The sequence below is a fragment of the Pseudomonas sp. FSL R10-0399 genome (genome assembly GCF_009600165.1).
Classification (GTDB): Bacteria; Pseudomonadota; Gammaproteobacteria; order Pseudomonadales; family Pseudomonadaceae; genus Aquipseudomonas; species Aquipseudomonas helleri.
In genome coordinates this window covers 14530-40066 of record NZ_WIWK01000038.1, presented here as the reverse complement: position 1 = coordinate 40066, position 25537 = coordinate 14530, and the positions used below count along the sequence as shown (strand labels likewise).

The window sequence follows — 25537 nt, the reverse complement described above, 5'->3', positions numbered from 1 at the left end:
CTCCCTTATTCCCATGCCCTTTCTCTCCAACGCCACCCTGGCCGTTTGCGCGGTCTCGGTGGCGTTTTTATTTCAGATACAGGAGAACCCTCATGCTCAAAGGTTTAGCCATCACCCCTCCGGTACTCGGGCGTATTTCCATCGGCAAGGTCGTCGAAAAGAACGGCAAGCGTCTGCCGGAGAAAGACGACCAGTTCACCCTAACCTCTCAGGTACAGAACCGCGACGGCTGGTTATTGCATCCCCTTAACGAAGAACTGCGCAATGGCCAGGACGGCAAGCTGCGCAGCATTCCCATTCGGTTGCTGTTCAACGAGCCAGACCTCAACTTTCGGGCTGACTACAGCCTGTTCGACCGTACTACAGGACGACCACTGTGCGTCGGCAATGGAGAGATCTGCAAGCGTTTGACCAAGGACGGCATCCAGTCGTTGCCCTGCCCGTCACCGGATGGCTGTTCACTGGCTCAAGGCAATGCCTGCAAGCCTTACGGCCGGCTGAACGTGGTGATTGGCGATGACGATCCTCTGGGCAGTTTTGTCTTTCGCACCACGGGCTACAACAGCATCCGCACCCTGGCAGCGCGCCTGCATTATCTGCAAGCCATCTCCGGCAATCGCCTGGCCTGCCTGCCACTGGAGTTGCGTCTACGCGGTAAATCCACCCGTCAGAGCCATGGCACACCGATCTTCTATGTGGACATCACGGTGCGCAGCGGGCTGAGCCTAGAAGACGCCTTGCTGGAAGCCAAGCAACTGGAGGAAACCCGGCAAGCCGCAGGTTTTGATCAGACCGCCTTGGATCACGCGGCACAACAGGGCTTTAGCAACGGAGCCTTTGAAGACAGTGATGAGGACACCGGAGCCATCGTCGAGGAGTTCTTCCCCGCAGCTGAAGATCAGACCAGCAAGGCAGAAGCCGCCCCCAAACCAGCGGCCTCTGCCAAAACCTCACTGGTACAAAAGCTGGAATCCAAATCCCTCCAAAGCGGCAGTGATCACTCTGCTCGCGCCCACTGATCACACGTCCAACCTGACCCAATGTCTTCCAATTCAAGAGAATCCCCATGAAATATCACAAACTCAAAGCTGGTGAAACGACCGGTACCTATGTCATGGACTCCCCGGTTACCGAAGCCGATATCTTGCAGATGGCGCAACAACTGGCAATGAGCCGTCTGTCTAAAGGCAGAGCATTGACTGAGCCGAAGCAGGTCTTCAGCCACCTGCAAACACTGTTGCAATACCATGAGCACGAAGTCTTTGCTTTGCTGCTACTCGATACCAAGCACCGGGTTATAGGCTTTAGAGAACTGTTCAGAGGCACGCTGGATGGGGCCAGCGTATATCCACGGGAAGTAGTCAAGATCGCTCTGGAGCACAACGCGGCAGCCGTGATCTTGGTTCACAACCACCCCTCTGGCGATCCAGAACCCAGCCAAGCCGATCGCACACTGACTAAAACCCTCAAGAATGCCCTCAACATGGTAGGCACTCAGATATTGGATCATGTCGTCGTGGGATGTGAAGGCTGCGTGTCGTTGGCTGAACGAGGCTACCTGTAATCTCTATAGGCACGCCGTCCGATAGACTGCCCTTGGCTGATGCCTGGGCGGTCATCGGCACGGCCCCCAATTACTTATTTTTTGTCGTGATCCAGCGTTTGTACTCAGCTTCGGCTGCAGCCAAAGCCATGGCTGCCATCCACAAAGACCTTGGTAGCCGACTTGCAGAGATAACTGGTTCGGTGGAAGAACACAGCCTGCCCAACCAAGTCGTCACGACGTAAGTGGTAGTAGGGATTCGGCGGGATCTCGACCAAGCCGCTGACAGCCCCTACTGATAGGCCCAAGGCGCTGGCCCATGCCTCCACCAGACGGTTGAACATATTGTCCCTGCCGGGCTCAAACTTACCCAGCGCGTTGAAGGCATCGTAGTTCAACAGGATAGCCAGATGGTGGTGCGGCTTGCAGTGCTGGCCATGCTCTCGCGCCCAGACGTATCGGACCTTGCTGTCGTGAGTATAGGGATTGGATTGGCGAGCTATGTTGCGGTTATGTCGGATTTAGGCTTTAAAAAACTCGATGAAACGCTCAATGACCTGGTTCGTGTACGTGTAGTCAGGTAGCTGAACTCCCACAGGCATCCGGTATACCGCGCACAGGATTGCATCGGCGCAGCGGTCAATGGTGAGTGTCATGGCAGCACCGGCGCAGCGCAACCCCAAGCGGCCTGCTATGGCCGGATGCTCAACGGCCAATGCACTGGGCCACAGTTCTGATTTGACTCCCCCATGCTCGCTTAGAGCGCGATTCTGCCGGCAGCTCTCTTTTCAACAGAATCGGCCAAAAACGGTCATTTACAGTCTATGAGCTCAGGGCAGTTGGACGCGACGAGGCTCCCCATGAACACTGTGAATGCAAGCGGACAGCCCAAATCTTTTGATTTGCACTTGGCATCTGAAAAAGCGATCCTACCGATGCGAAAATGCCGGGATTGGTAGTCATCTCTTTGTTTGGCGAGAGAGAAATAAGGAAATTCAGTGCGAATAACAGACATTCTTGTAATTCGAAGCTTGAAAGGTGTCGGCAACCGCACCTTGGTGAAACTCATTGAGTTTTACCACGCTAACAACCTGAAGACGATTCGCGAGCTAGATTTCGCTAAGGTACCAAAACTCAGCAGCTCGATAACGCAGACAGTCGAAGATTTATTCGCCAGCGGTAAATATGACGCGTTGAGCTTGGACTATGAGAAGTCCATCTCCAAATGGAATGAAGCGGGAATCCATGTCTTGGTTTACGGCTCTGCCGAATATCCCAGCCAGCTCAATTCACTTTCCGACCCGCCACCGCTACTGTTCTGTAAAGGCAATTGCGACCTTATAAAATATCCCAAGTCCATTGCGGTCGTCGGCACCCGCAACAACACCAGACTAGGCGAAATAATCGCTTACAAAACGGTGGAGCACTTTTCCAAACAAGGGTTCTGCATAGTCAGCGGCCTAGCTCTCGGCATTGATGCCATCGCACACCGCGCAGCCCTTGATAACCATGGCCATACCGTAGCGGTACTGGTCGACTTGATCAGTATAGCCCCGACCAATCACCGTGGCTTGGCAGAACAGATACTTAGCCAGGGCGGTCTGCTGGTTTCGGAAAACCCACCCGGCACCAAAGTAATTCCTGCCTTTTTCGCCAAGCGCGATCGCATTCAGGCAGGACTCACGCGGGCGGTTTTTGCCATTGAAACGGCCATCGACGGCGGAACCATGCACGCGGTCAAGGCGGCCAACTCCATGCATCGCAAGGTCTACGTCCCCAATGCTAGCGCCGCCGGGTATCCGGACCTCGGCATCGAACAGATCAGCGGCACACAGCAGTTGGTGAATTCCGGAATAGCAACGCCATACACACGTGACACCTACGCGGAAATCTCCCTGGAGCTCACTCAGCTGGCAGCATCCTTTGAAGAAAGGTCGAGGGAAACAGGAAGTTCTCTATGATCAAATGCATTATTGTCGATCTAGATGGAACGCTTGTTGATACCTCTGCCGTAGCGGAGCTGCGTGCCCAAAAAAGATGGAGGGAAGTGGAGTCCAATATCCAGCGCTGCACACCCTATCATGAAGCCGTTGACTTACTTAACACAGCCCGCGCCGCCAGCATCAAGGTGGCCCTTTTTACAAACTCTCCTTTGAACTATGTTCGGAATATTCTAAAGCACTTTCAACTTGCCGTTGACTACATCGTTGCGTATCACGACGTTCGGAATCGCAAGCCGGCAAGCGACGGCGTCGAAAAGATACGACAGCATTTCGGAGTTTCCTGCGAAGAAACGATTTATATCGGCGATAGCGAGCAGGATAGAGAGTGTGCACTCAATGCCCAGGTGAAGTTTTTCGCAACCGGCTGGGGAGAGGCTCCTGATATCGGAACTCACCGATCAAGCGCGGCCGAAATACTTGAGTGCATCGAGACCAGCATCGGTCATAACCAGCCGAAGCAATTTCGCACCAACCTCATTCAGAACGGCCACAGACTCCACCTAGGCTACTATCTAGGCGACATCAAGCAGGAAGTCTGGGCCTTCAAAAATCACGAGAAAAAAGCGGTTGAACGCTGGATCAACAAAGCGCTGGAGGTTTGCGACTCCCTACCACCAATAGACTTCGTCGTAAGGGCCTTCGGCCATGCGGAGCTGGATACCTCTGCTAACACCACCCCATTAGATCTACTCGGCGCCAGGCTGGCCGCCTCGATCGGCGCCGACTACCGCCCTGATTGCCTGCACAAGAGCCGCCCATTTGTTAAGTCAACGATGTGCTCGGCAAAGGAACGTGCCCAACAGGCGCACGGCGCGTATATCGCAACCCCAAGCATTGCGGTGTCGCAAGAGGATAGCGGACCGACCTTCCTGGTTGTCGACGATGTACTAACTTCAGGCGCCACAACCGGCGACATTGTCCGGGCGCTTTCGGAGGCGTATCCCAGGGCGCGGGTATTCATCTTTACACTGGTCAAGACCCTTTACCGGGCCGAATGCGAGCACAACAGTACCGAAGCACAACACAACGCCCAGCTCTTTCAAAACCTTTACAGTTCAACGCAGAAGCTGCCTGAGGCAGCTAGCGTAAGGACTGATGCACCTCGCCACTCAGGCAGAGCACGTCTGGTCAGCAAAAAGTTCAGTGCAAACTACGCAAACACCAACCACAACTTCGTTTTCCACAACCTCAGATCCTACTCCATTGCATCGGAACCTGAGTCGAAGCCAATCCTCGATGTTGTGTATGTCCTCAGGAATATGCTCCAGCGTGGCAAGCCCACTATCGCCTCACGTAGACTGAGGAGTGCGTTTGGGCTCAAGTACTGCCAGAGCGGACTGGAGTTTGCCAGCCAAGCACTCATTTCGCCCAAGCCTCTTGATTGGCGACGGTTGATCAGAGGAGATAGCAGAACCGGAAACTATCCGGCCAAGCGCTTTTTTGACGAGCTGATGAGGAAGTATTTTGGTGAATATCAATTCGTCAAACAGCTTACCCTGCCCGAAGTTAATATTTTCGAAATGACGCAAGTCTACGTCGATCAGTTCCAAAATCGGCAGGTAGATTTTTTCATTCCGCAGGCGGGACTGATCTTCGAAATTGATGGTAAGCAGCATGAAGCGTCAGTGGATGACAAAGGCCGCGATGAGTTCACCCAGACACTTGGCTTGAAAACCATTCGATTCACAACCGAAGAGATTGCCACCGAAAGTCAGAGCTTCATTGGCAAAATGTCCAGCGCTGTCGATCATATGAGAATGATTGACCGGCTTGAACAAGAGGGGATACTGAGCCCTCCCAACGGGCTGACTCTCCGGGACTACCGGCTCGCCTACAACGAGGGTGTCGATATAGGCAGCCCCAGCATTCGATTGACGGCTGCGATCCGCTTTCAACTGCTTGTTCTGGAGCTGATCGAATGTGGCGAAATCCGGCTGGGTGAAGCAAAAAAGCTTGCTTTCCTAAACCGCGACGGTATCGATTTCGCGCATCAAGGCATCGGAGATCTGGCAGAACTGCTGTCGCAGCTACTGACGCTCAGGGGGCTGCCGAAGCTGGAGCTTAAAGTGGATCTGGAGGAGATCGAAAACTCAGTAAGCTTTCCCTCGGACGATGCCCTACTAATAGATTTCAGCATTTTGGAGCGCTTTGATGACTCGTTCCAGGTCAACCCAAATGTCATCTATGCACGCACTCACTACCTCGACTTCTATCGCTGCTTTGCCAACTCCAATGCGCTCTCCATGGAGAATTGCGCGCTTGTTGACTACGACTTCTTCGAGATGTCGTGCTCCGAGCCCATTTGCTATCAACTCGATTTAAGCCCGGGAAGCAGTCAGAGGGAGGCGTTGAAATTCTTCCTCGGAAACCTTTTCCTCCCTCTGCTGGACGATGTGAATTTTCGAGAGGGTCAGCTCGGAATCATCGGCTCCGCATTGTCGAGGAAAGGCACTATCGGTCTGTTACCAACCGGAGCAGGCAAGTCGATCTGTTATCAGCTTTCTGCGGTCCTGCAGCCCGCTATCAGTTTCGTGGTCTGCCCAATCAAGAGCCTGATGTATGACCAGAAGGCTGATCTGGACACCATCGGCTTTATGCGTAGCAATTTCATCACCAGCGATCTGAAGCCTGATCAGAAAATTAGGATCCAGAATGACTTCGGGCGGGGCAAATACTTCCTCGTGTTTATCTCCCCGGAGCGGTTCCAGACGCAGAGCTTCCGAAGTGAGATGACCGCCATCGGTCTTGATCGTGCCTTTGCCTATGCCGTGATCGATGAGGCCCACTGTTTATCCGAGTGGGGACACGACTTCAGAACCTCGTACCTAAATCTGGCCAACACCATCGAGAGGCTCGCTCCCGATGCCAGCTACATCGGCTTGACCGCAACCGCTTCCGTCAATGTTCTCAAGGACATTCAGTCGGAATTCAACATCCCTGATGAAAATGTGCGCACACCTCTTGATTACACCAGGGAAGAGCTGTCATTTCATGTGATTGATGACCGGGGCCACAAGACTGACGCACTGATCCAACTGGTGGACGAGATGGAGGCCAAGTGGAACGGATCTGCCTCGGCAGAGCAAGGATCGAAGGCTGGTATCATCTTTACTTCGACCGTCAACGGGCAAAAGGGCTGTTACAAGCTGGCAGGAAAGCTCTCCTCCACATTGGGCATGGATGTCCGCTTTTTTTCAGGCTCAGCGCCGTCAAGCGGAAGCATGGGGGGCGACGCATTCGATGCCTACAAGCGAGAGGTGCAAAACGACTTCAAGGCCAGCAAATACCGCCTGCTGACCGCCACCAAAGCCTTTGGCATGGGGGTCAACAAAGGGAACATTGCTTATACCGTTCACTATGGCATTCCCGGATCCATGGAAGCCCTCTACCAGGAGGCCGGTCGGGCGGGTCGGGACAAACGATTGTTTACAGACGCCCCTGCCGACTGCTACGTACTTCTGACAAAGGAACGAAATATCGGCCTGTTGGACAAGGTCTGGGATGCTGCAACCTCGGTGGCCGAGCTCAAGGAGTCCGTCAAAGGTTTGAGCCGCGAAAGCGATGTAAACACCAACCTTTATCTGATGACGCAAAACCTCGACACTATAAATGATGAGTTCAAGCTGCTGACCGCAATCTATCAGTATTTCTTGCAGAACAGCGATGTCCAGACCATCTCAGCAAGCGCCTCCCAGTTTGGTACTGACAAATTCAAATTTGAAAAGGCGGTTTATCGACTCTTCCAGCTCGGCATCGTTTTAGACTGGCTCGTTGAAGATTTCTTCAAGGGCCGGCTGACGATCGAGTTCAGTTGCCCCGATGAAGAGCAACTGCAGAAGAATCTTGAGATTAAGCTCAGAAAATACGATACCAGCTTCAAGCTGAGCGACATCTTCCAAAGCAGCAATCAGTACCACAGGATCCTGTGCGAGCGCTTGGACAAGGGGACGATCGACAAAAACCAGTTCATCTTTCTTGTTCTACTCCTCTGGTCATACGATCATTTTGCGTATAACCGCCGCCAGTCACTAAAAACAGTGTATGAGCAATGCAGCGATCTGGCGGCCGGCAAGATCAGTGAGGAGGACTTCAAGAACCGCCTGGAAGGCTATTTCAAGTTCAACGAGTCCAGCCATCTGATGGCTCACCTTGCGGAAAATCCTGATGACATCTCTGTCTGGCTATCTATCTTTTTTGAGGAAGATAGCGCATCCGACTCGAAGGAAATCATCAGCACAGCGAAGCTCTCCACTCTGAAAGAGCAACTCTCGCGCTTTCTGGAGTCCTACAAGGACAATATCTGCCTGAATTACTTAAGCGGCATACTCCGTCTGACGACCGATGAATTCGATGACGCTGATGGAGAGCGGCGCATGGCCTCGTCCCTGGAGCGTCTCAAACAGCAGTGCAGTGAACAGGTCGAAGCGTTGATCCGGGATACCTTGAAGCTCAAACCGCTGTTCTCGGTTGATGCCCAGTGCCGTTTCGCAAGGTTGATTAATGAAAAATTCCCCGAATCGCCTTTCCTTGAAATAATAAATGCCGAATTCGAGGATCCCTATTCCTACCATCAGCTTTTGACTCCCCTGCTTACGAGGCTCGCCAAGCTCACGACTATTTATAAAGGAATCGAGTGGTGAACGACTTACAAAAACTGAACAAAGTCATAGGTTCGCTTGAGGAGCAAGCCTCCCAAGTAACGGAGTTCAATGGAATTCTGCGAGCGATAAACGATGCGCGCTCGGAGATTAATGCGAGCAATGGCGCCCTAGCATCACTGTCCAATGAACAGAAGCAACTCATCAAGGACTGTCACGGCAAGTTTGATGACTTTGACAAACGCTTTTCCGATCTCGAAAAGAAGCTGACTCACTTGGAAGAAGGCCAGGATAGAGTGCTGCGAATCATCGGCGAGCTGAAGATCCTCTCCCCTGACCAGTTCGAGCATGGGCGAGACAAAATCCTGTTGAAGCTTACCGAGCTCAATTTCCTGACCCCGGTCCAGTACGACGAAGGACGTCAAGCTGCTAATGAAGAGTTGAACTATACGATTAGTGAACTGGCGCAGAAGATCGAACAGGCCAATCGCGCTCATCAGGCGTCACTCAAGTCGCTAAAGGCAATGACTGTCTTGGGTATACTTGCGTTGGCGGGAGGTATCACATTTCTCGCGTATGTCTTACTGCACTAGCGAGAGGACGTTGGTTATTATGTCATGGAGTCGCCTGTCACTGAGGCCGACATTCTGCAGATGGCTCAACAGCTGGCGATGAGTCGTCTGTCTAAAGGCCGGGCACTGACTGAGTCCAAGAATGTTGGCGCCGACGCGGAATTGACGCAGTGCCGAGATGTCAGTGACCCAGTCTGATACTTCGCGAGCTATTACCTTTGCCGGATTTGTGCGGTTTTGGAGATGGGTCAGTCTTGCATCAGCACGTGGGTCAATTCGGCACGAGCGCCAACAGTCATGCGAAAGAAGTGGTGGAAGCATGGCGAACAAAAATCCTTAGTACGGGCGGTCCGGCGAGGCGAAGATTGCCAATGATTTACGCATTGTGCCTCTCTCCCTATTTCTCGATGTAGTTATCTCGCCAGCCGTCTGAAACGGTAACTTGTATCACTGACTTAGGTATCGACTTCAAAACCTTCCCAAGATTGAGGAAGCTCAAGCCGTAAGCCACTGACAAACGGTCGAAATCATTTCTCACAAGCCCTGGGGCATCAAGTCGCTTGGGTAGCTCCAACGGCCTGACTTTCACTCTCATCCACTCGTACAGGCTGGGATGGTTGTTCAACGTTTCTTTCAATCGACCGTAAAACGGCATACGGCTCCCTCCCCCGCACAGATATACAGGAATATCTGTTAGCTGCTCCCGCGTCAGGTAGCCTCGTGAGGTCTTCCAATATGTTTCGTGCCCCACTTGCTTAAACACCTTCCCGTAAAACTGTCGGTCTGAATGTTGGCGAGGATCTAAAAATTGGACCTTGGCCGCTGAGAAATAGGCTTCAAGCTGTTGTGGCATTCCTTCCTCGCCATCTGTCACCTTTCTTGCAGCTGAAATCGCCTCCAGAAGATCTTCCCGATTGGATGTTCGCTCTTCAATAGCACGAGCCCACCAGTCCAGACGATTTCGATGCAGGTTGACAGCGCCAAGGGGCTCAACAGTCGCGGTATAAAACTCAAAGTCCCATTTACCGCGGCCTCGCTTGACGTGAAAAAGAGAAGCATCAATGGTCCCCGCGCCTATATCCACCATCATGAAGTTGTTAGCGGCATTATTATCAAACCGTTCCGAAGCGACATAGCCGTAGATCTGCGCTGCGATTTCTGGGACGACGGAAAGCTCCACATCCTCCTGATCGGACGGGAGCTCTCCCGCATCAAGCGCCTCAGCACGGTGTAATGCAGCGATAACCCCAATGTCATCAATTTTTTCTTCTGAGCTTCCAGCCAAAATCCAGGCCGCCGCACCCAGTAACCTAAACCCCTTCGTTTGTTCAGGATCCAAGTGGTTGGCCGTAGGGAATCCCAATGCCATTCGCCAGACAATATTACTCGAGCGGTAAACTACTTCCTTTTCGCTAAACAGCCAGGCACGCGCTCTTCGGATAATTAGAGCGAGAAACGCTACGACTCGCTGCTGGTACTTAACAACTGTAGGGTGGGCAAGGAAAGCCAACTTGATATCAGCCATTGCTCTACCCCCATCTTCAAGCGAAAACACTCCTCCCTCTTTGTAAAGCCGGCACGGCAGCAAAAAACTCGGTAATCCAGTAGCATTGCGAAATGGCACAGCAAATGCTTTTTCCAAAGCACTGTCACCGATAACGACCTTCACACTGGAGCTACCAAAATCCAGTCCGAGGACCAACGCCCGATCCTCCTGAGCAGTAATTCCCTCCTTCGGTATCGGCTGAACCTGTTGCCCCGTTAGTTCGAGTTTCAGTAACTCCAGTGTTTTCATTCCATCAGAGTGCCCCCAGCACGGTGCAGAGTCAGCACCAAGTGACATTTCATATCGAGTATCAGGGCTGGTACTGGCATCTCTAGTCTCACGAGGATTGACGCCTTGGCGGTAAACGCTCAAGTCAATACTCAGTTGCTGAGCTGCTGCATTGGGTTGCTTTGACGACAGAGGCGGCCGCGCCTTCTCTACCTTTTTCTTTTTACTTGCGGCTCCTTGTCGGGACGCCGGTGTCTGTTCTGTTATTACTTCGGCCGGTGCCTGGCCCCGCTCGGGTTTGCATTCTGCGTGCTGATGGCGCCCAGCATGCCCGGGCTTATGCCCCGTCGATTGGATAGTTAAAGGTCGAACAGGCAGCTCCTGCCCTATCTTGGCGAAGGCTTCTTTGAGCTTTTCTTCTAACGTCACGCGCATATGTCAGTCCCTTGAGATCAAAGCAGCCGAATTACACCACCTGTTACGAAGTTTTTGTCTGAGCTTCCACCGCTCTTCAGTTCAAGCTCAGCAATGCGCTCTTGAAATCTGTTACGCAATTTTTTCAGCTTCCCCTCGGCTGCTGGAATCATGCGCATGCGTCGCTCCTCACCAGAAGAGCGGTGCGACTGGATTGTCGTTATGAGTCGCTCTACTTGCTTGTCCAAATGTGATTGGAGAGCCTTTTTCATCATCTTTAGCCGATCACGATCCTCCCGGCCTTGGGCGCTTTGAAATTCATCAAAACGTTCATCCAACTGATCACGACAAGCATCGAAATAAGCGGCTGCAGCTTCGGTGTCTAACTCGTTGGCAACACTCAACCACTGGCTCCCACAAAGTGCTGCGGTATTAACAAGATGCTCTGCTAGCTCCCCATCGACGAAACAATCGTTCTGAAAAGGCCGAACAACATACTCCAATCGCTCGATGTCGCGGGTACCGGAAACGGTCCAGCGATAGATGCCAAAGACATATATGCCAGGCTCAAAACCTTGCACCTCAAATGCGGCAAGGTCGATCGCTGAAACCGGGAACTTTGCCGGGCTTTTGCCCGCTTGGCGAAGACGATCGGTGACAAATCGAATCAGTGGATGATCCTGCGTTACACGCTCAAAAGCACTGGACGGATTTCCCTGACGGTTCTCGAAGAGCAATGGTTTAGGACGTTGACTCAACAGCTGGCTTCGCCCCTGTAAGCGATACAGATCTACAAACTCAGCGAACTCGACTCGAGCCTGCACGGAAAGCTCAAGGTCATATTCCATTGGGTCTCGATCAGACGGCACAAAACGTGAGCCGGGATAGTGCACGATCAAAAAATCACGTGCATAGCTCAACAAGTCTTCCCCCCGGATGTACCGGCCCAACTCCTTGGCAGCCCGCACCTTGTTCTGGATGAAGTCACTATGCGCGATTAACTGAGTAGCCTGAGCCTCGAGCTCCTCTTGCTGCCGATTGGTGTTTTCAATCGCGAGGCTGGCTTGATTGATACGTTGAGTCTCTTCTTCCGGAGTCAGCTTATGGGTAAGTAGGTCTTGAGTTAGCTCCCGAATTTGCTCTCCAAGAATCCCCTCCATACTACCCAACGCGCACGTGAATATATTCAGCCTATCCAGCAAGCGGTCATAGACTCGTTCGTCGATGGTGTCGGCATACATAAAATTCCAGATCATGATCCGCTCAGCTTCCTGGCCGATGCGGTCAATTCGACCTATCCGCTGCTCAATGCGCATTGGGTTCCAAGGAAGATCGTAGTTGATGACCAAGCTGGAGAACTGTAAATCGACCCCCTCTGAAGCCACTTCAGAAGACAACAGAATACTGGGGCCCTGAGGTTCTTGAAAGCGCGCCAGCGCCTGCTGTTTATCCATGCCCCCCTGGACCAACACAGAGGCATAGCCATCTTCACGTAAACGTTCAGCAAGGTAGGCCAGGGTCTGCCGGTAGAACGCAAATAAGACTACCTTTTTACCTGGGTTGTCAGCCCAATAGATACGCAGATTCTTCAGCAACTCAGCGTACTTGCTATCGTTGTGCCTCAGCGTTTCGTAATCGCCCACCTCTCGGGCAATATCCACCAACGCCGAGAGCAGCGACCCCATCTCATCAGGCTGTGGTGCCTTCTCTTCCAGCAGATCACCTTGTAAGTCATACAAGGTCTCCTCAAGTTCATCCTGCTCCAGAGCAGCATGTTTTTTCTGCCAGGCTCGGCAGGCTGCCGCCATACAGCTGGACATCTGTCGCTGCGGGATAGTCAGCATGAAGCCAGTGGATACAGCACGCGCCACACAGTACCCACGAATCGCTTCAGTGACCTGCTCGTAAAAATCGGACTCACTACCGCTCATGGTTGCGCGGATCGCGTATGGCGCACGCACTACCCGCCCTTCGTGCACGTCCCGTTTTAGGGTACGGGTCACTACCTTACTGAGCGGGTTTATTCGGTCTAGTTGATCAGCCAGCTCTGCCCGCCCTTTGGGATCGGCCAATCTCTTGTTACTGGGGGCATGCCCCCGCAGATAGGTGATCTGCTCGTTATCCTCGAAAAAGCGTGCTTCAAGCGCCTCATCCAGGCCTTCGACAAAATCCGTGCGCGTAATTGGCCCAGCCAAAATTCGATCTCGCAACCTTACGATAGGAGCATTAGCCTCAAGGCTGTATCGAAAGCTCTCCTCGTAGGGGAAGGCATCTTCGTCGATCAGATTGAGCAGGTTGAATAAGTCTGAACTGCGCAGTTGGATGGGTGTGGCCGAAAGCATGACCAGACTTGAGGCTACGGGGCGAAGCAACCGTCCCAACAGATTGGTCTGAGTACCCTTGTTACGCAGATAGTGCGCCTCATCGACCACAACCATATCCAGCAACGGCTCGTCCACCTCTGCATCTTCGAGAAATCTGGCCAATTTAGCAGCAGAGCGCTGACTGACTTGATCCGGCGAATTGAAGCCACGAGGTGGGCGCAACCCTTGCATGCTCGCGATGACCGCGAAGCCATCCTGTGGTCGCTCCCGCACTGCCTGAAGCTTCTTCAGCAAATCTCCTGCATCGACCATCTCCGCCAGCACACCAAAGCGGTTGGCCAGCTCATCACGCCACTTCTCCCTCAACATAGCCGGGCAAACAACCAATAATCGCTTTGCATCCAATCGCGCGCGCAATTCAGTCCAAATCAAGCCAGCCTCAATGGTTTTGCCTAGACCCACTTCATCAGCAATCAGAATGCCGTTGCAGGGCGAATCGAGAAACTGCAACACCGGCTTGAACTGATACGCCAGAAACTGGGTATTGGTAGTGTTGAGGCTGTAGATCAAGTTGGCCAGCTTGCCACTGAGCCGGTGAAAAGTAATCGCCGCCCGCAGGTCATCCTCGCCACTGAACCGTCCCCGTTCAATACACTCGTAGGGGCGTAGAGGCTTGTTTTCAACTTTTTCGAGGGTCGAGGGCAAAACGAAATCCTCGCTGCCATCGAGAAACGAAACCAACACCCGCTGTCGATGTGCAGGGCCATCGGTTTCGTTACCCAAGATGCCGACCCGCGCCGGATTGGCTTTCAGCCTGACCTTGTCGCCTGGATTCAGAATGCTCACTCCGGAGCTCCCTGCATTTTCCGAATTAACCTATCTGATTCCATGCTCAGCTCAGCCCCTTCAAATGTTTCAATGAGCTGACCTGGGAAATGCTTTTCGTACCACTCAAGCTTGGTTTCCCGATGGTTGCGGTAACCCTCGTCGGAAATCATGCCCCAGTGCTCCCAGATGTACGTTTGCCCTTGGCAATGAACCAGGAAGTCAGGCAGGTAAAATGTTCCATCTTTCGCGTATAGAGGCTGCTCATACTCGAAGGGAAGTTCACGCTCGAACAGCATGTTCGCGATGATGACCTCTGACTTCGATCGCACCATGAACTGGGCAAGCGTATGATGAATTTTGCCCTCCTCATACCAATCACACTTTCTGCTGAGCAGTTGCGAAACAGGCCTCATATCAAACAGTGAGGAGTTGATAACTACCAGATGTGACGCTTCAGGGCGACGCAGAGTTAACAGTGGGGAAAGGTCTTCTTCGATCAGAAGCGTGCAGTGCTTTTTGGCACGCGTCAGACCGGTATAGAGCAGCTCAGGTGAAAGCAGTGCCTGTTTGCTCTTGGGCAGCACGAAGTAAACACGCTCAAACTCGCTACCTTGAGACTTGTGCACTGAAATGGCATAGGCAAGCTCCAGGTTATCCTCCACTTTCTCGTCCCCAATCCATTTTCCATCGGGTGTTTTACCCAGAGAACGCCCATAGCCGATCCAGAAGCTCTCCTTGCGGGAAAAAAGAACTTGAAAATGCTTAATTCGGAACCAGGGTCCAAACGCATTTTTCCCATCCAATGCATGGGCTTTGACAAACCCGAGCTCGCCGTTGAAAACCTCTACAGGTTTGTTTGAGCGTCCATGAGTATCCCAGGCCCACAGAGGCTTGGAGCGCGAACGATTTCGGATTTGCATGACCTTATCAAACAGCGCTACCCCATCAATCAACCGATGTGGATCCGGCCTCCGTCCCTTACTGGCGACCTGAAGCAGCCCGTTGAGATGATCAGTACCGAAAAACTCACCGCGATATGGCGAGATAACCTGGGATTGCTCAGGGCGATCTACCCCCTCCTTATTCTTGAAGGCTGCTCGCCATAGCTCATATGGCTTCTCGTTATTGAGCGTCAGGCCCGTATCAGCTTGCATATCCGACTGCAGACTAGACACCAGCTTGTCCTCGAGATCCTGCTGGCCACTCCAATAGATAACCTGCAAATCCTCGTCGACCTTCCCTCCCTCTTGAACTCGGGCAAGCATCTGTTCGGCATGGGCCTTCTGAAGCTCTACCTCGCCACCGCTGTTACGCCGAATGAACAGCGAGGCTAGGTCAATAATCCCGGTGCCCGTCTTCTGGAGACGGTTTTCCATTTGCCGCACATTAGTGCACAGGGTCCCCAGACACTCGGGATAGTCCTTACCTAGCCAATCGATCAAATCCCCAAACACCTTGCCGCGACCTATTGGTGGCAGCTGGCTGGGATCACCAACCAGAATGAGTCGCCTCACCGAATTCCAATTGATGGCTCGGAACAACGCGGCAACCAACGTAAGGTCGAGCATGGAGGACTCATCGACGATGTAGGTCTCTATACCCTCCTCTCGAAAACCTCCCTGCCGCTTGAAGGTCAGGTTGTCATTCAACCAGCCGCGCTGAGCCAGAAACGAGTGGATGGTGGAGGCAGCTTTGCCCGTTTTTTCACGGATGCGATCTGCGGCCTTACCTGTCGGGGCCAAAAGCTGAAAAGATGCTCCGCTGCCGTGGACTCTTTCGACAGCATGAATCAATGAGCGAATAACGGTCGTCTTTCCGGTCCCAGCAGAGCCAGCCAGCACACACAATGGCCTGACAAAAATCTGCTGACAGACTGCAATCTGGCCCTCTATCGCCTCCCGGTACTGATCAGCGTCCATCCGGCTCAGGATGCTGCAGTCATCGCGAAGGTAATCGCCCCAATGAGACTCCGTCAGAGGCACCTTAAAGCTGATGTCGGCTCGCTTATTGAGCTCACGCAAGCACTTTGAAACCAGTTGCTCGTCTTCCCAGGCAGAGCGCAGGTACACGTAGCGTTGCCCTTCGTGCTCCCGAAACTCGAGAGCGCCCAGCATGTGCTCCTTATCGACCTCGTAGTAGCGCTCGGTAAACTGGTGTCGTTTCCACTCAGCGACAAAGCTCAAGTCATGGTTAACGTCATGCAAAACCTGAGATAACTCGAGGAATGTTTGCGTCGACTTGATGAGCAGCTGACCGACCGTGAACGCACGCAGACGCCTCCAGTCGTCCACCTCATACAAGAAAGCCGGCGCGATGTTGGGCGATGGGAAGATTCCGTGTTCGATCTTGCTGAGCCCAATGGTGTCATCCGGTCCGTCGCCGATATATGACTCGCAAAGGATGTAGGGGTTGTCGATGATCTCACTCAATTTGGCCGGCAGGCCATAAGTCGTTCGATCCTCCCCTAGCAAGCGCCTCACTTGAGTGCCATCCAAGCCGAACCTAGGTAACAAATCTCGACTGAGTGCTCGCTCCTCATCCGTCCTTAGCTGCCACTGCCGCTTGACCTTACTGACCTCATCGCTGTTAAGGGCAAGTCCATCAAACGCTTTTGCAGTACCATCGAGAAAGGCAAAAACAGCATCCTTGATCGCGACAGCCTCCTCAGCTTTCGCCTTGACGAAGCCAGGGATGGCGGCCTGAAAGCCGATGACATCAAGCACAGCCGGCAACCCGGGATAAAGCCCTCGACCTTGCCAAAGCTCGGCAATCACTGATTGGAGCCAGCTAATCCGGCTGCCCCAGTTTTCGCTATCGTCGCCCAGCTCTTGCAGACGGCAAGCAACCCCAAGTAGCTGCTCTACCAGAATGAGGGCATCGTCGTCAGATACATGCCTCGCTGCGTACTTGCATACTCGTGGGTTCGCCGGTACAGCAAGAATCTGCTCCAACACCTCCGGCTTATCCGTATAGCGGTGATAAGGGATCCGCATGCCCTGATCGGGGTAGTGGCTGGATACCACTCGCTGCCAAACGAATCCACCATATCGGTCTATGGTCTCCTGGCTGCATTCGTCATAGAACAGCTCCTCACCCAGAGCCTTGACCCGCGAGACACCAAGTAGCACATAGCGCTTGTTGTCTTCCTCACTGAACGGGTTGCTGAAGTTAGCGTAGTAAAAAACCAGGCTTCGACCGACCTCAACCTTGGCAAAAAAATTCCGAACCGCGGCCAAACGTTTGTCTGGATCGTATCCCCCCCTGGCTAGCTTGACCTCATCCTTATACATCTCCTCATAAGGCCAAATGCTGCAACTGGACGGTGGCATATCCCACTCGCGGCGCACGCCATCAGGACTTCTATCTTCCTTACGAAAGAACTCCGGCGTATCAGCAAAGGCGTGAATCCTGTCCTGGCCGAAAGCATTGATGCTATACATGCAAGGCGGTACATCCTTGCCCAACTTGCTACACCCTTGACCACATACCTTCTGTTCTTGGGCCAAATCGCGCTGCTCGCCGATCATGGTGCCTGGATAAGACTGTTGTCCGACACAAAAGGTATTGGCAGCAGGGTCCTTACAAACATGACCATTCCAGCCATCTGCATGCCAAGCCAATCGAGCGGTGATATGCGTAGTCATTACTGCTGCTCCTTACTCATCACCGGAATCCCTATTGCCGCGCTTCGGAATAGACTTCTTCGGCACTGGTGGTAGATGGCACCAGCCTAGCTTTTCCTCAAGCTGTCGCCAGGCTTGATCGATCAAGGAACGCTCAGCGCGTTTGAAAACTCCATCGCGCAGGACCGATAGTGGTAGCCATTGACCGTCTGTTTCCGGATAGAAGAAATGCGTGTAGGCGTTACCTGTGTGCGACAGACGATGGGTCTCGTACTGTTCGGAGAGCATCGTGAAAGCATGGTTAGGACTCTGCGCCACCTTTTTTGGAAAGCCCTCAGGCATCTGGATGGGGCTGCATTCCAGCTCGCAGCGGTCCAGGCCTATCTGACGGAGCCAAAGGCCGCCCTCATCCTCAGCGAACAGATCATTCTGGCGTTTATTCTTTGGGCCGATGTGCACGGTGACGAAACGGGTGCAACCGGGTGGCCGATACTGCAAAGGGATATTCGGCATACCAGTAGGTTCGGCCTGCTGCAAGGCATACCCTCGGTCACTAAGCGCGACCAGCAAGGGCGCCCCCATTGGCAGCACCTCAACAGACAGTTCCTGGCTTATCAGCTTCAGAAAGTCACGATCCTGGATGGAATCCATGTTGACCACCAGGTCGGCAATAGCACCATCGCGCAACGGAACATCACCACCATAGAGGAACTCCCACTGCCCGTTAACGCGCTGCATCGGCAGGCTAATTCTTCTACTTCCCTGTCCATAACGCATAGTTCAATTCCCCTCGGCCTATTCGGCGAAAAACGCCCAGGCGATGCGATAGTCGGCTTCGCGGTTGGCCGGAATAAACCAGGCGCTGTCCATCACATCGGTGCTACCGCTCTGCTCGCCTGCAGCTTGCTGGCCGTCATCAGCATCATTGTCTTCGTCGTCATCGACGTCATCGACGTCGTGGCCTTTTTCTTCGGCGCAGGTTGGACCTCGTAGGAACTAAAGCAAGCATGCTTGTTGGTGAAGGAGTAATCGTGATGGACCATCCTTGGGATACTGCAGCCTTTTTAATACGATAGCAGTCACATTATCCGCGTTGCCCTTCAAGCGTAAAGCCACCGGTACAATTTTCCCTTCATATCAATCATGTAAATCGTCATCTACATGACTGCACTTAGCTGGACGTGCCCCCCTGAAGCCGACGCGGCAGGGAACTTGAGTCTATGGAAGTCTTCAGTCGACACCTGGCTCAGCCTCCGGCCCGACTAAGGTATTTTTTCAGCCGATCAGCCTGGTTAACCTCCTCGAGGTTATCGAACCCGATTCGCGCCTTACTCCAGCACAGAAAGCAATCATCGAAACCGATTACGGCATGCTGAACGGCCAACTGCTGATTCCTACTCGCAAGGCGCTGGTGCAGTATGTATTGCAGTGTTATCAGATCGACCCTACAAAAATGGAGCCCCGACCTGAATCCCAGCAGATCGTCGTGAGAAATCTGACTGAACTGGAGCCATGGCTGTATAGCTGATAGTTGGGCTAGGCCGGACCCGTACTTCCGTACTGAGTACAGCCTGTCTGACCATGCAACGGGACGACCGCGCTACGTGGGTAATAGCGAAACCTGCAAACACTAGTGCGAGGATTGCATCAAGTCACTCCCCTGCCCTTCGCTGGCCGAAGGCAATGCCTGAAAGCCCAGGGGACCCAATGTGTTGATCGATGACAATGACCGTCTGGGCAGCTCCGTTTTCCGCACTACAGGCTTCGCCAGCATCCGCACCACGGCGGCATCCATGAGTGTCGTGCACTTTATTATTTTCTGCTCAAGCTCCTGACAATGCGGCCCGGCCAAGTGAACTTGTAAATAGGGCTTAGGAATTGCGCTCGCTAAAAATCGATCGACGTTATTTTTCACGCACCGGGCGCCGACGCTATCAGCAATCCACGCGAAATCATTCAAAACGCAAAAAACTTTACAGTAAATAAATTTACACCGGCGCCTCGTATCAGGCATCATCTGGACCAGCTCACATTCAGGAATGCCAATGCCGCTCCCCAAACACGAAGCCCTCCTCAGGCTACGCGCGATAGAGCTAATCAGTTATTGGGAGGGTCGTCTGATCACCACTCAGTTGATGGCATGGTTTGGCATCAGCCGCCAGCAAGCTTCTTCCGACATCAATCGCTATAACAGCGAGTTCAATCCAGGCTCGCTAATTCACAGCCCTGCAGTTAAAGGCTATGTCCCGACGGCTGGCTTTCAGCCCGTACTGAGCGCTGGACACATCAATGAGTACATGGCACTCATCGGCGAGCAATCTGATCAGCCCGTGTCTGAGATTTTGGAAGCTCACCCCAGCGTCACTACTGTCCAACTTCCAGATCGTGCAGCCCGCCCTGAAGTGGTTCGCGAGTTAATCAGAGCCTGCCGCAATGCCGGCAGCCTGAAAGTGCTCTACGCCTCCATGTCCAACCCGCAAATTCATGAACGTGTGATTTCACCTCACACGCTCGTTTATACGGGCTTCCGCTGGCACGTTCGCGCTTGGTGCCATAAGCGCCTGGCCTTCCGCGACTTTTTACTCTCACGTATCTACCGAACGCCAAAATCGTGCGTCGCTCATGCCCCCTTACCGTGTACAGACAGTGGCTGGCACGACCAAGTCAACCTGACACTGATCCCTAATGAACTACTTAGCGATGCCCAAAAGTCTTTGGTTGAACGCGATTTTGGTATGCCAGAAGGCCGTCTGCAACTGACCGTTCGCACAGCACTTGCCCACTACACCCTTCAACGTTATCAGGCTGCCATCACCTCGGAAGAAGCTGAGCGAGTACACGAGCATCCATTGCAATTGCTTCCAGCTGATCGCGCCAAGCTAACTCCCTTCCTCTTTAGCAGTGATGGGGAATAGACATGCATAGCTTCCATTACGACTCTGACTTAATCGGCGGCTCGTTGCAGGTGCGTGAATCACGCATCGTTGCAGACCTGCTGCTGAAGGACGCCAGCCCTGAGCAATGGCATGAGGCCATACAGCAACAGAACCGGCTGCAGAAACGCGCACCTGCCTCGGCCAAGCGTGTGGCTCACGCCATCCGCAAGCGACTGGAGCGACTGGATGCCCCTTTCTGGCGGGCAATTCGAGATGGAGATGATGAACTCGCCACCCAAGTGGTTTTCTGCTCGGCCTTGGAGCGCAACCTGCTCCTCGTCGAATTCATCGAGACCGTCCTCAAAGACGCTTTCGTCACCCGCGCCGGCGTGCTAGAGCCCTACCACTGGAATGAGTTTCTGGATGAACGCAGCCATCGAGATTCGACCATCACCACCTGGACGGAGTCCAGCCGTAAGAAGATGGCGCAGGTCGTCTATCGCATGCTGGCCGAGGTCGGCCTGTTGAAAAGCACCCGCAACATGAAACTACAAAAACTGATGATTCGGTCAGAGGTCCGCGTATTGCTGGATGACAGCTACCGCTATCGCATAAAAGCCTGTTTGGAAGTATCCAATGCCACCGGACAGTAGGCGTGGAATAAGGAGTGTTCGCATGAATCAGCAACTGCAGGATCGGCTAAACCAGATCCCAGACAAGATCCTCACCGAAGAGTTCTTGAAGAGCCAAGGATTGGGCAATGAGCTCGGTTTCTGGATCTTCGACTATGCCCCCGAGGATGAGCTGCAGGTGCGCGAATACCTCAGTTTTCTGCAGGGCTTCCTTGCCAAGAAGCACAGTCAGCTCAAAGTGGCTCATATCAATCTGCTGCAGGCTATGCGCGAGTATCTGGATCAACGCAGCTTCACTGAAAAAGCCATTCAGATGCAGCAAACCAAAGGTGACCTCGCGTTGCTCAAGGCGCTATCCGGACCGTTGCATATGGATAAATTCGCACCCTTCCTAATGGAACACAGCGACGCCGATCAACACGACGTGGTGCTAATCAGTGGCGTTGGCTCAGTTTGGCCGGTTCTTCGCGCCCACAACCTTCTCAACAAGCTACACGCGCTGCTTGGCCACAAGCCTCTGGTTCTTTTTTACCCCGGTCATTACTCAGGGCAGTCACTCGCCTTGTTCGACCGCATTCCCAGCAACAACTACTACCGCGCCTTCAAGCTGGTTCCCTGATAAATAAGGACGATTGCCGTGAGCATTAAAGATATTTTCTTCAAGGAACTCGATCGCCCGATCAACGGCGTGGTTAAGGCGGATCAGTCCGACGACGCAACCGTGCACCAAGAGCTGGATGAGTACGTTGTCACCAACGAGCTGGAAAAACACTTCCGCAGCTTCTTCGAGTCCTACAGTACTGACTTGAACGATCCCTCCATCGCCAACCGCGTGGGCGTATGGATCAGCGGTTTCTTCGGCTCGGGTAAGTCGCACTTCCTCAAGACCTTGTCATACCTGCTGGCCAACATCGAAGCGCGCGACGACCAGGGCAATGCCCGCAAGGCTGTTTCGTTCTTTGATGCGAGTAAACTGCGTGATGCCACCATCCGTGCCGACATCGACAAGGCCGTTGCCAACAGTGCCGATGTCATCTTGTTTAACATCGACAGCAAAGCCAGCTCCAACGATGCCGGCAACCCGATCCTCAATGTCTTCCTACGGGTGTTCAACGAGCATCAAGGCTTCAGTGGCGACCATCCCCACATCGCCCACATGGAGCGTCACCTAGCCCAGCGCGGCGCCTATGAGCGATTCAAGCAAGCCTTTAATGAGTCCACTGGGATGGACTGGACTGAGGAGCGTGATGGCTATCAGTTCTACCAGGATGACATTGAGCAAGCGGTAGCCGCAGCCCTCGACTTATCTGCTGAGGCCGCGCACAAGTGGTTCGAAGACTCCGAACAAACGTTCAGCGTCTCGGTCGAAAACTTCTGCAACTGGGTACGCGAATACCTCGACACCCAGCCAGCCAAACACCGCGTCCTATTCCTGGTGGACGAAGTCGGCCAGTTCATCGGCAGCGACACCAAACTGATGCTAACCCTGCAGACCATCACCGAAAACCTCGGCACCATCTGCAAAGGCCGCGCCTGGATCATTGTCACTTCTCAGGCCGATATGGATGCCGTACTGGGTGAGCTGTCCGCCTCCAAGGCCAACGACTTCTCGAAAATTGCCGGGCGCTTCAAAACCCGACTTTCACTGTCCAGCTCCAACACTGACGAAGTCATCCAGAAGCGTTTACTGCGTAAAACACCGGAAGCTGAAGCCGAGCTGCGCGCCCTCTGGGAACATAAAGGCGACATCCTGCGCAACCAGATCACCTTCGACCGCTCCGGCCCGACCCTGAAGAACTTCGATGGTCCGGAAAGCTTCATCAGCAACTACCCCTTTGCGCCGTACCACTTCCAGCTGGTGCAAAAGGTCTTCGAGGAAATCCGCAAGGTCGGTGCCACCGGGGCGCACCTGGCCTACGGCGAGCGTTCCATGCTCGATGCCTTCCAGATGGCAGCCATGGCCATTGCGGAGAAACCGCTCGGCGCGCTGATTCCCATGTACAGCTTCTACCGCGCCGTCGAAGGCTTCCTCGATACAGCCGTCAAGCGCACCATCGACCAAGCGGGCGAAAGCAGCGTCCTCGACGCCTTCGACGTACAGATCCTGCGCACCCTGTTCATGATCCGCTATGTCGACTTGATCAAGGGCACCCTCGACAACCTCGTCACCCTCTCCATTGAACAGGTCGACGAAGACAAACTAGCACTACGTCGCCGCATCGAAGAAACCCTCCAGCGCCTTGAAAAGGAAAGCCTGATCACCCGAAACGGTGACGAATTTGTCTTCCTCACAAACGAGGAACGCGACATCACCCGCAAGATCAAGGCCACAGAGATCGCCGGTTCAGAAGAGAACAAGGCACTGTCGGACCTGATCTACAAAGACCTGCTCAAGGACAAGAACAAGTTCCGCTACAGCGTCAACAAGACCGACTACAGTATCGGTCGCTACCTCGACGGCCACAGTCTGGAAGGCCGTTACGAGCACGACCTCCGTACCGAAGTGATCTCGCCACTGGATCTCGACTACACCCTCTATGGCGAAGCCGGCTGCATCAATAAAAGCAACGAAGCTCCTGCCGGCATGGCACTGTTCAAATTACCCGATAGCAAGGATTTCTTCACCGAGCTGCGCACCTGGCTGAAGACCAACAAGTTCATCCGCCTCAACGACGACGGCAGCCAGCCTGAGCTGAGCAAGATCCTCGCCGAACGAGGTCGCGAAAACCAAGAGCGTAAAAAGCGCCTGCGTTTGCTACTTGAAGAGCTGGCCGAGCGCGCAGAGGTCTATGCACAAGGGCAGCACCTGAAGCTCAAAAGCAACAATATTGTTAGCAAGTTCGACGAGGTGTGCCAGTACCTCCTTGAAAACACCTTCACCAAATTAGGCTACTTGCGAGTATTACAGCAGGAGCCAGAGCGTGAACTCCACGCCATTCTGCACACTAATGACATCGGCCAACTCGGCCTGACCCTCGATGGTGATGAAGGCAATCCGCAGGCCATCAAGGAAGTTGAACAATTCATCTCGCTGCGCGCCTCCGGCAACGAACGTTTGCTGGTCGCAGACATCATCGAGCGTTTCAGTAAGCGCCCCTATGGCTGGCCGGACGGAGAGATCCTGCTGGTCCTCGGTCGCCTGGCCGCTTCCAGCCGTATTTCGTTCCACGCCGCGGGCCCCAGCATGCCGCTGCCGGACGCCTTCGAGTACCTCACCAACAGCCGTAAGCGCCGTGAAGTCTCGGTGCAAAAGAAGCGCCAGACCGACGAAGGACTGCTCAAGCAAGCACGTAATCTGACCCAGGAGCTGTTCAACGCCCTTGGCCCAGCAGGCGAGAAGGAGTTGTTTGAGTATTACTGCGTGCACTTCGGCAGCTGGCGCACCAACCTGGAAAAATACAAAGCAACGGTTAGCGCCGGGCGCTTCCCTGGCAAAGAGTCCATAGAACAGGCCTTGCTCAGCCTGCAGCGCCTGCTGAGCAACACTGATAGCGTCGACTTTTTCAAGGCCGTGGTCGACAACAAGGATGACTTGCTGGATCTGGAAGAGGACTACCGGGATCTACACGAGTTCTTCACCAACCAGTTGCATACCTGGCAGCAGCTGCAGCTGGCCTTGCGTCGTTTCGACAAGAACAAACCAGCGCTGGATAAAGACGAGAAAGCCCGCAAAGCGCTGGCCGAGCTGAAAGCCATTGAGCAGAACACCACGCCCTACGGTCAGCTGCACCAGGTCGCCACACTGGTTGAAACGGTAGAAACCATTAACGCCGCCATCTTGTCTGAAAAGCGTCAACATGCCCTGGCCCGTGTCGACGAAAAAATCGCCCAATTACAGTCCGAGATTGCCAAAAGCGGTATCGAAACCGCTGAGCTGAGTAACCGCTTACTGCGTCCCTTGCAACTGGTTAAGGCGGACCTAGAGACCGAAACCAGCATCGCCAACATCTACATGCTGCAAACCCAGACCGCTGACGAGCGCCTGAACGACGGCGTGTTCGATCTGGAACGCGCCATTCAGGCCGAGGTTGAACGCCTGCAGAAGCTTCAGGAAGAGCAGGCCAAGGCCGCACAGGCAGCCAACACAGCTAACGGCGTCAAGGAAGACCGAGCGCCTGCCCTGGTGCCAACATCCAAACCTGTAGCGCCACCCAAACCGGTGGTCGAAGTGGCAGCGACCAGTGTGTTCAACAAACTAGGGAACGGCTTGTATCTAGAAAGCCAGAGCGATATCGACCGCTTTATCGACGCCCTCAAGGTAGAGCTGGAAAACGCGGTTAAGCAAGACAAACGCATTCGTATTCGCTGACCCAGCACAACCAGCAAGAAATGAGACCACCTCCAGGCCGC

13 protein-coding genes and 4 pseudogenes are annotated in these 25537 nt (G+C 53.6%); 12 read left to right on the top strand and 5 right to left on the bottom strand.

What is annotated here, in order from left to right; genetic code table 11:
- Positions 1-92: 92 nt before the first annotated feature.
- Positions 93-1019, top strand: a complete 927-nt coding sequence (locus GHO41_RS13280; protein WP_153330408.1) for a hydrolase or metal-binding protein — start codon at positions 93-95, stop codon at positions 1017-1019.
- A 47-nt stretch (positions 1020-1066) separates the two neighbouring features.
- Positions 1067-1564, top strand: a complete 498-nt coding sequence (radC, locus tag GHO41_RS13275; protein WP_138763810.1) for a DNA repair protein RadC — start codon at positions 1067-1069, stop codon at positions 1562-1564.
- Between the two features lie 104 nt (positions 1565-1668).
- Here the strand turns inward: radC and GHO41_RS13270 are convergent.
- A pseudogene (locus GHO41_RS13270) lies at positions 1669-2148 on the bottom strand (inovirus-type Gp2 protein); the annotation flags it as partial.
- Positions 2149-2541: 393 nt separating this feature from the next.
- Here GHO41_RS13270 and GHO41_RS13265 point away from each other — a divergent pair.
- From GHO41_RS13265 to GHO41_RS13250, 4 genes and pseudogenes are all read left to right on the top strand, one after another.
- On the top strand, positions 2542-3504 hold the full coding sequence (locus tag GHO41_RS13265) for a DNA-processing protein DprA (protein ID WP_198809626.1): 963 nt from the start codon (positions 2542-2544) through the stop codon (positions 3502-3504).
- Positions 3501-8186 (top strand): RecQ family ATP-dependent DNA helicase, encoded by a 4686-nt coding sequence (locus GHO41_RS13260; protein WP_153330407.1) that lies wholly within the window; start codon positions 3501-3503, stop codon positions 8184-8186. Before GHO41_RS13265 ends, GHO41_RS13260 begins: the two co-directional genes overlap by 4 nt.
- Positions 8183-8737: a hypothetical protein gene (locus tag GHO41_RS13255; RefSeq protein WP_153330406.1), complete on the top strand. Its 555-nt coding sequence runs from the start codon at positions 8183-8185 to the stop codon at positions 8735-8737. Before GHO41_RS13260 ends, GHO41_RS13255 begins: the two co-directional genes overlap by 4 nt.
- 24 nt (positions 8738-8761) lie before the next feature.
- A pseudogene (locus tag GHO41_RS13250) lies at positions 8762-8863 on the top strand (DNA repair protein RadC); the annotation flags it as partial.
- 250 nt (positions 8864-9113) lie between these two features.
- On the opposite strand, the gene GHO41_RS13245 reads toward GHO41_RS13250, so the two are convergent.
- The 4 genes from GHO41_RS13245 to GHO41_RS13230 are packed head-to-tail and all read right to left on the bottom strand — an operon-like array spanning position 9114 to position 18456.
- Positions 9114-10925 carry a hypothetical protein gene (locus GHO41_RS13245; RefSeq protein WP_138763806.1) on the bottom strand — a complete coding sequence of 604 codons (1812 nt, stop codon included), beginning with the start codon at positions 10923-10925 and terminating at the stop codon, positions 9114-9116.
- Between the two features lie 17 nt (positions 10926-10942).
- Positions 10943-14074 (bottom strand): SNF2-related protein, encoded by a 3132-nt coding sequence (locus GHO41_RS13240; protein ID WP_200656065.1) that lies wholly within the window; start codon positions 14072-14074, stop codon positions 10943-10945.
- A complete protein-coding gene (locus GHO41_RS13235) occupies positions 14071-17700 on the bottom strand; it encodes an AAA family ATPase (RefSeq protein WP_153330405.1) in 3630 nt (1209 codons plus the stop codon). Before GHO41_RS13235 ends, GHO41_RS13240 begins: the two co-directional genes overlap by 4 nt.
- A 12-nt stretch (positions 17701-17712) precedes the next feature.
- The gene (locus GHO41_RS13230) at positions 17713-18456 is read right to left on the bottom strand and encodes a hypothetical protein (RefSeq protein WP_153330404.1); all 744 of its coding nucleotides are present in this window, start codon (positions 18454-18456) and stop codon (positions 17713-17715) included.
- Between the two features lie 529 nt (positions 18457-18985).
- On the opposite strand from GHO41_RS13230, the pseudogene GHO41_RS30345 reads away from it, so the two are divergent.
- The 6 genes and pseudogenes from GHO41_RS30345 to brxC all read left to right on the top strand — a co-directional run.
- Positions 18986-19207 (top strand): annotated as a pseudogene (locus GHO41_RS30345) (WYL domain-containing protein); the annotation flags it as partial.
- A gap of 13 nt (positions 19208-19220) precedes the next feature.
- Positions 19221-19493 (top strand): annotated as a pseudogene (locus GHO41_RS30340) (hydrolase or metal-binding protein); the annotation flags it as partial.
- A 231-nt stretch (positions 19494-19724) separates the two neighbouring features.
- Positions 19725-20594, top strand: coding sequence for a WYL domain-containing protein (locus GHO41_RS13220; RefSeq protein ID WP_153330403.1), 870 nt, complete (start codon positions 19725-19727; stop codon positions 20592-20594).
- Positions 20595-20596: 2 nt separating this feature from the next.
- On the top strand, positions 20597-21208 hold the full coding sequence (locus GHO41_RS13215) for a DUF1819 family protein (protein ID WP_153330402.1): 612 nt from the start codon (positions 20597-20599) through the stop codon (positions 21206-21208).
- 22 nt (positions 21209-21230) lie between these two features.
- Positions 21231-21806 (top strand): DUF1788 domain-containing protein, encoded by a 576-nt coding sequence (locus tag GHO41_RS13210; protein WP_153330401.1) that lies wholly within the window; start codon positions 21231-21233, stop codon positions 21804-21806.
- A gap of 18 nt (positions 21807-21824) precedes the next feature.
- Positions 21825-25496 (top strand): BREX system P-loop protein BrxC, encoded by a 3672-nt coding sequence (gene brxC / locus GHO41_RS13205; RefSeq protein ID WP_323372690.1) that lies wholly within the window; start codon positions 21825-21827, stop codon positions 25494-25496.
- The last annotated feature ends 41 nt before the right edge of the window (positions 25497-25537 follow it).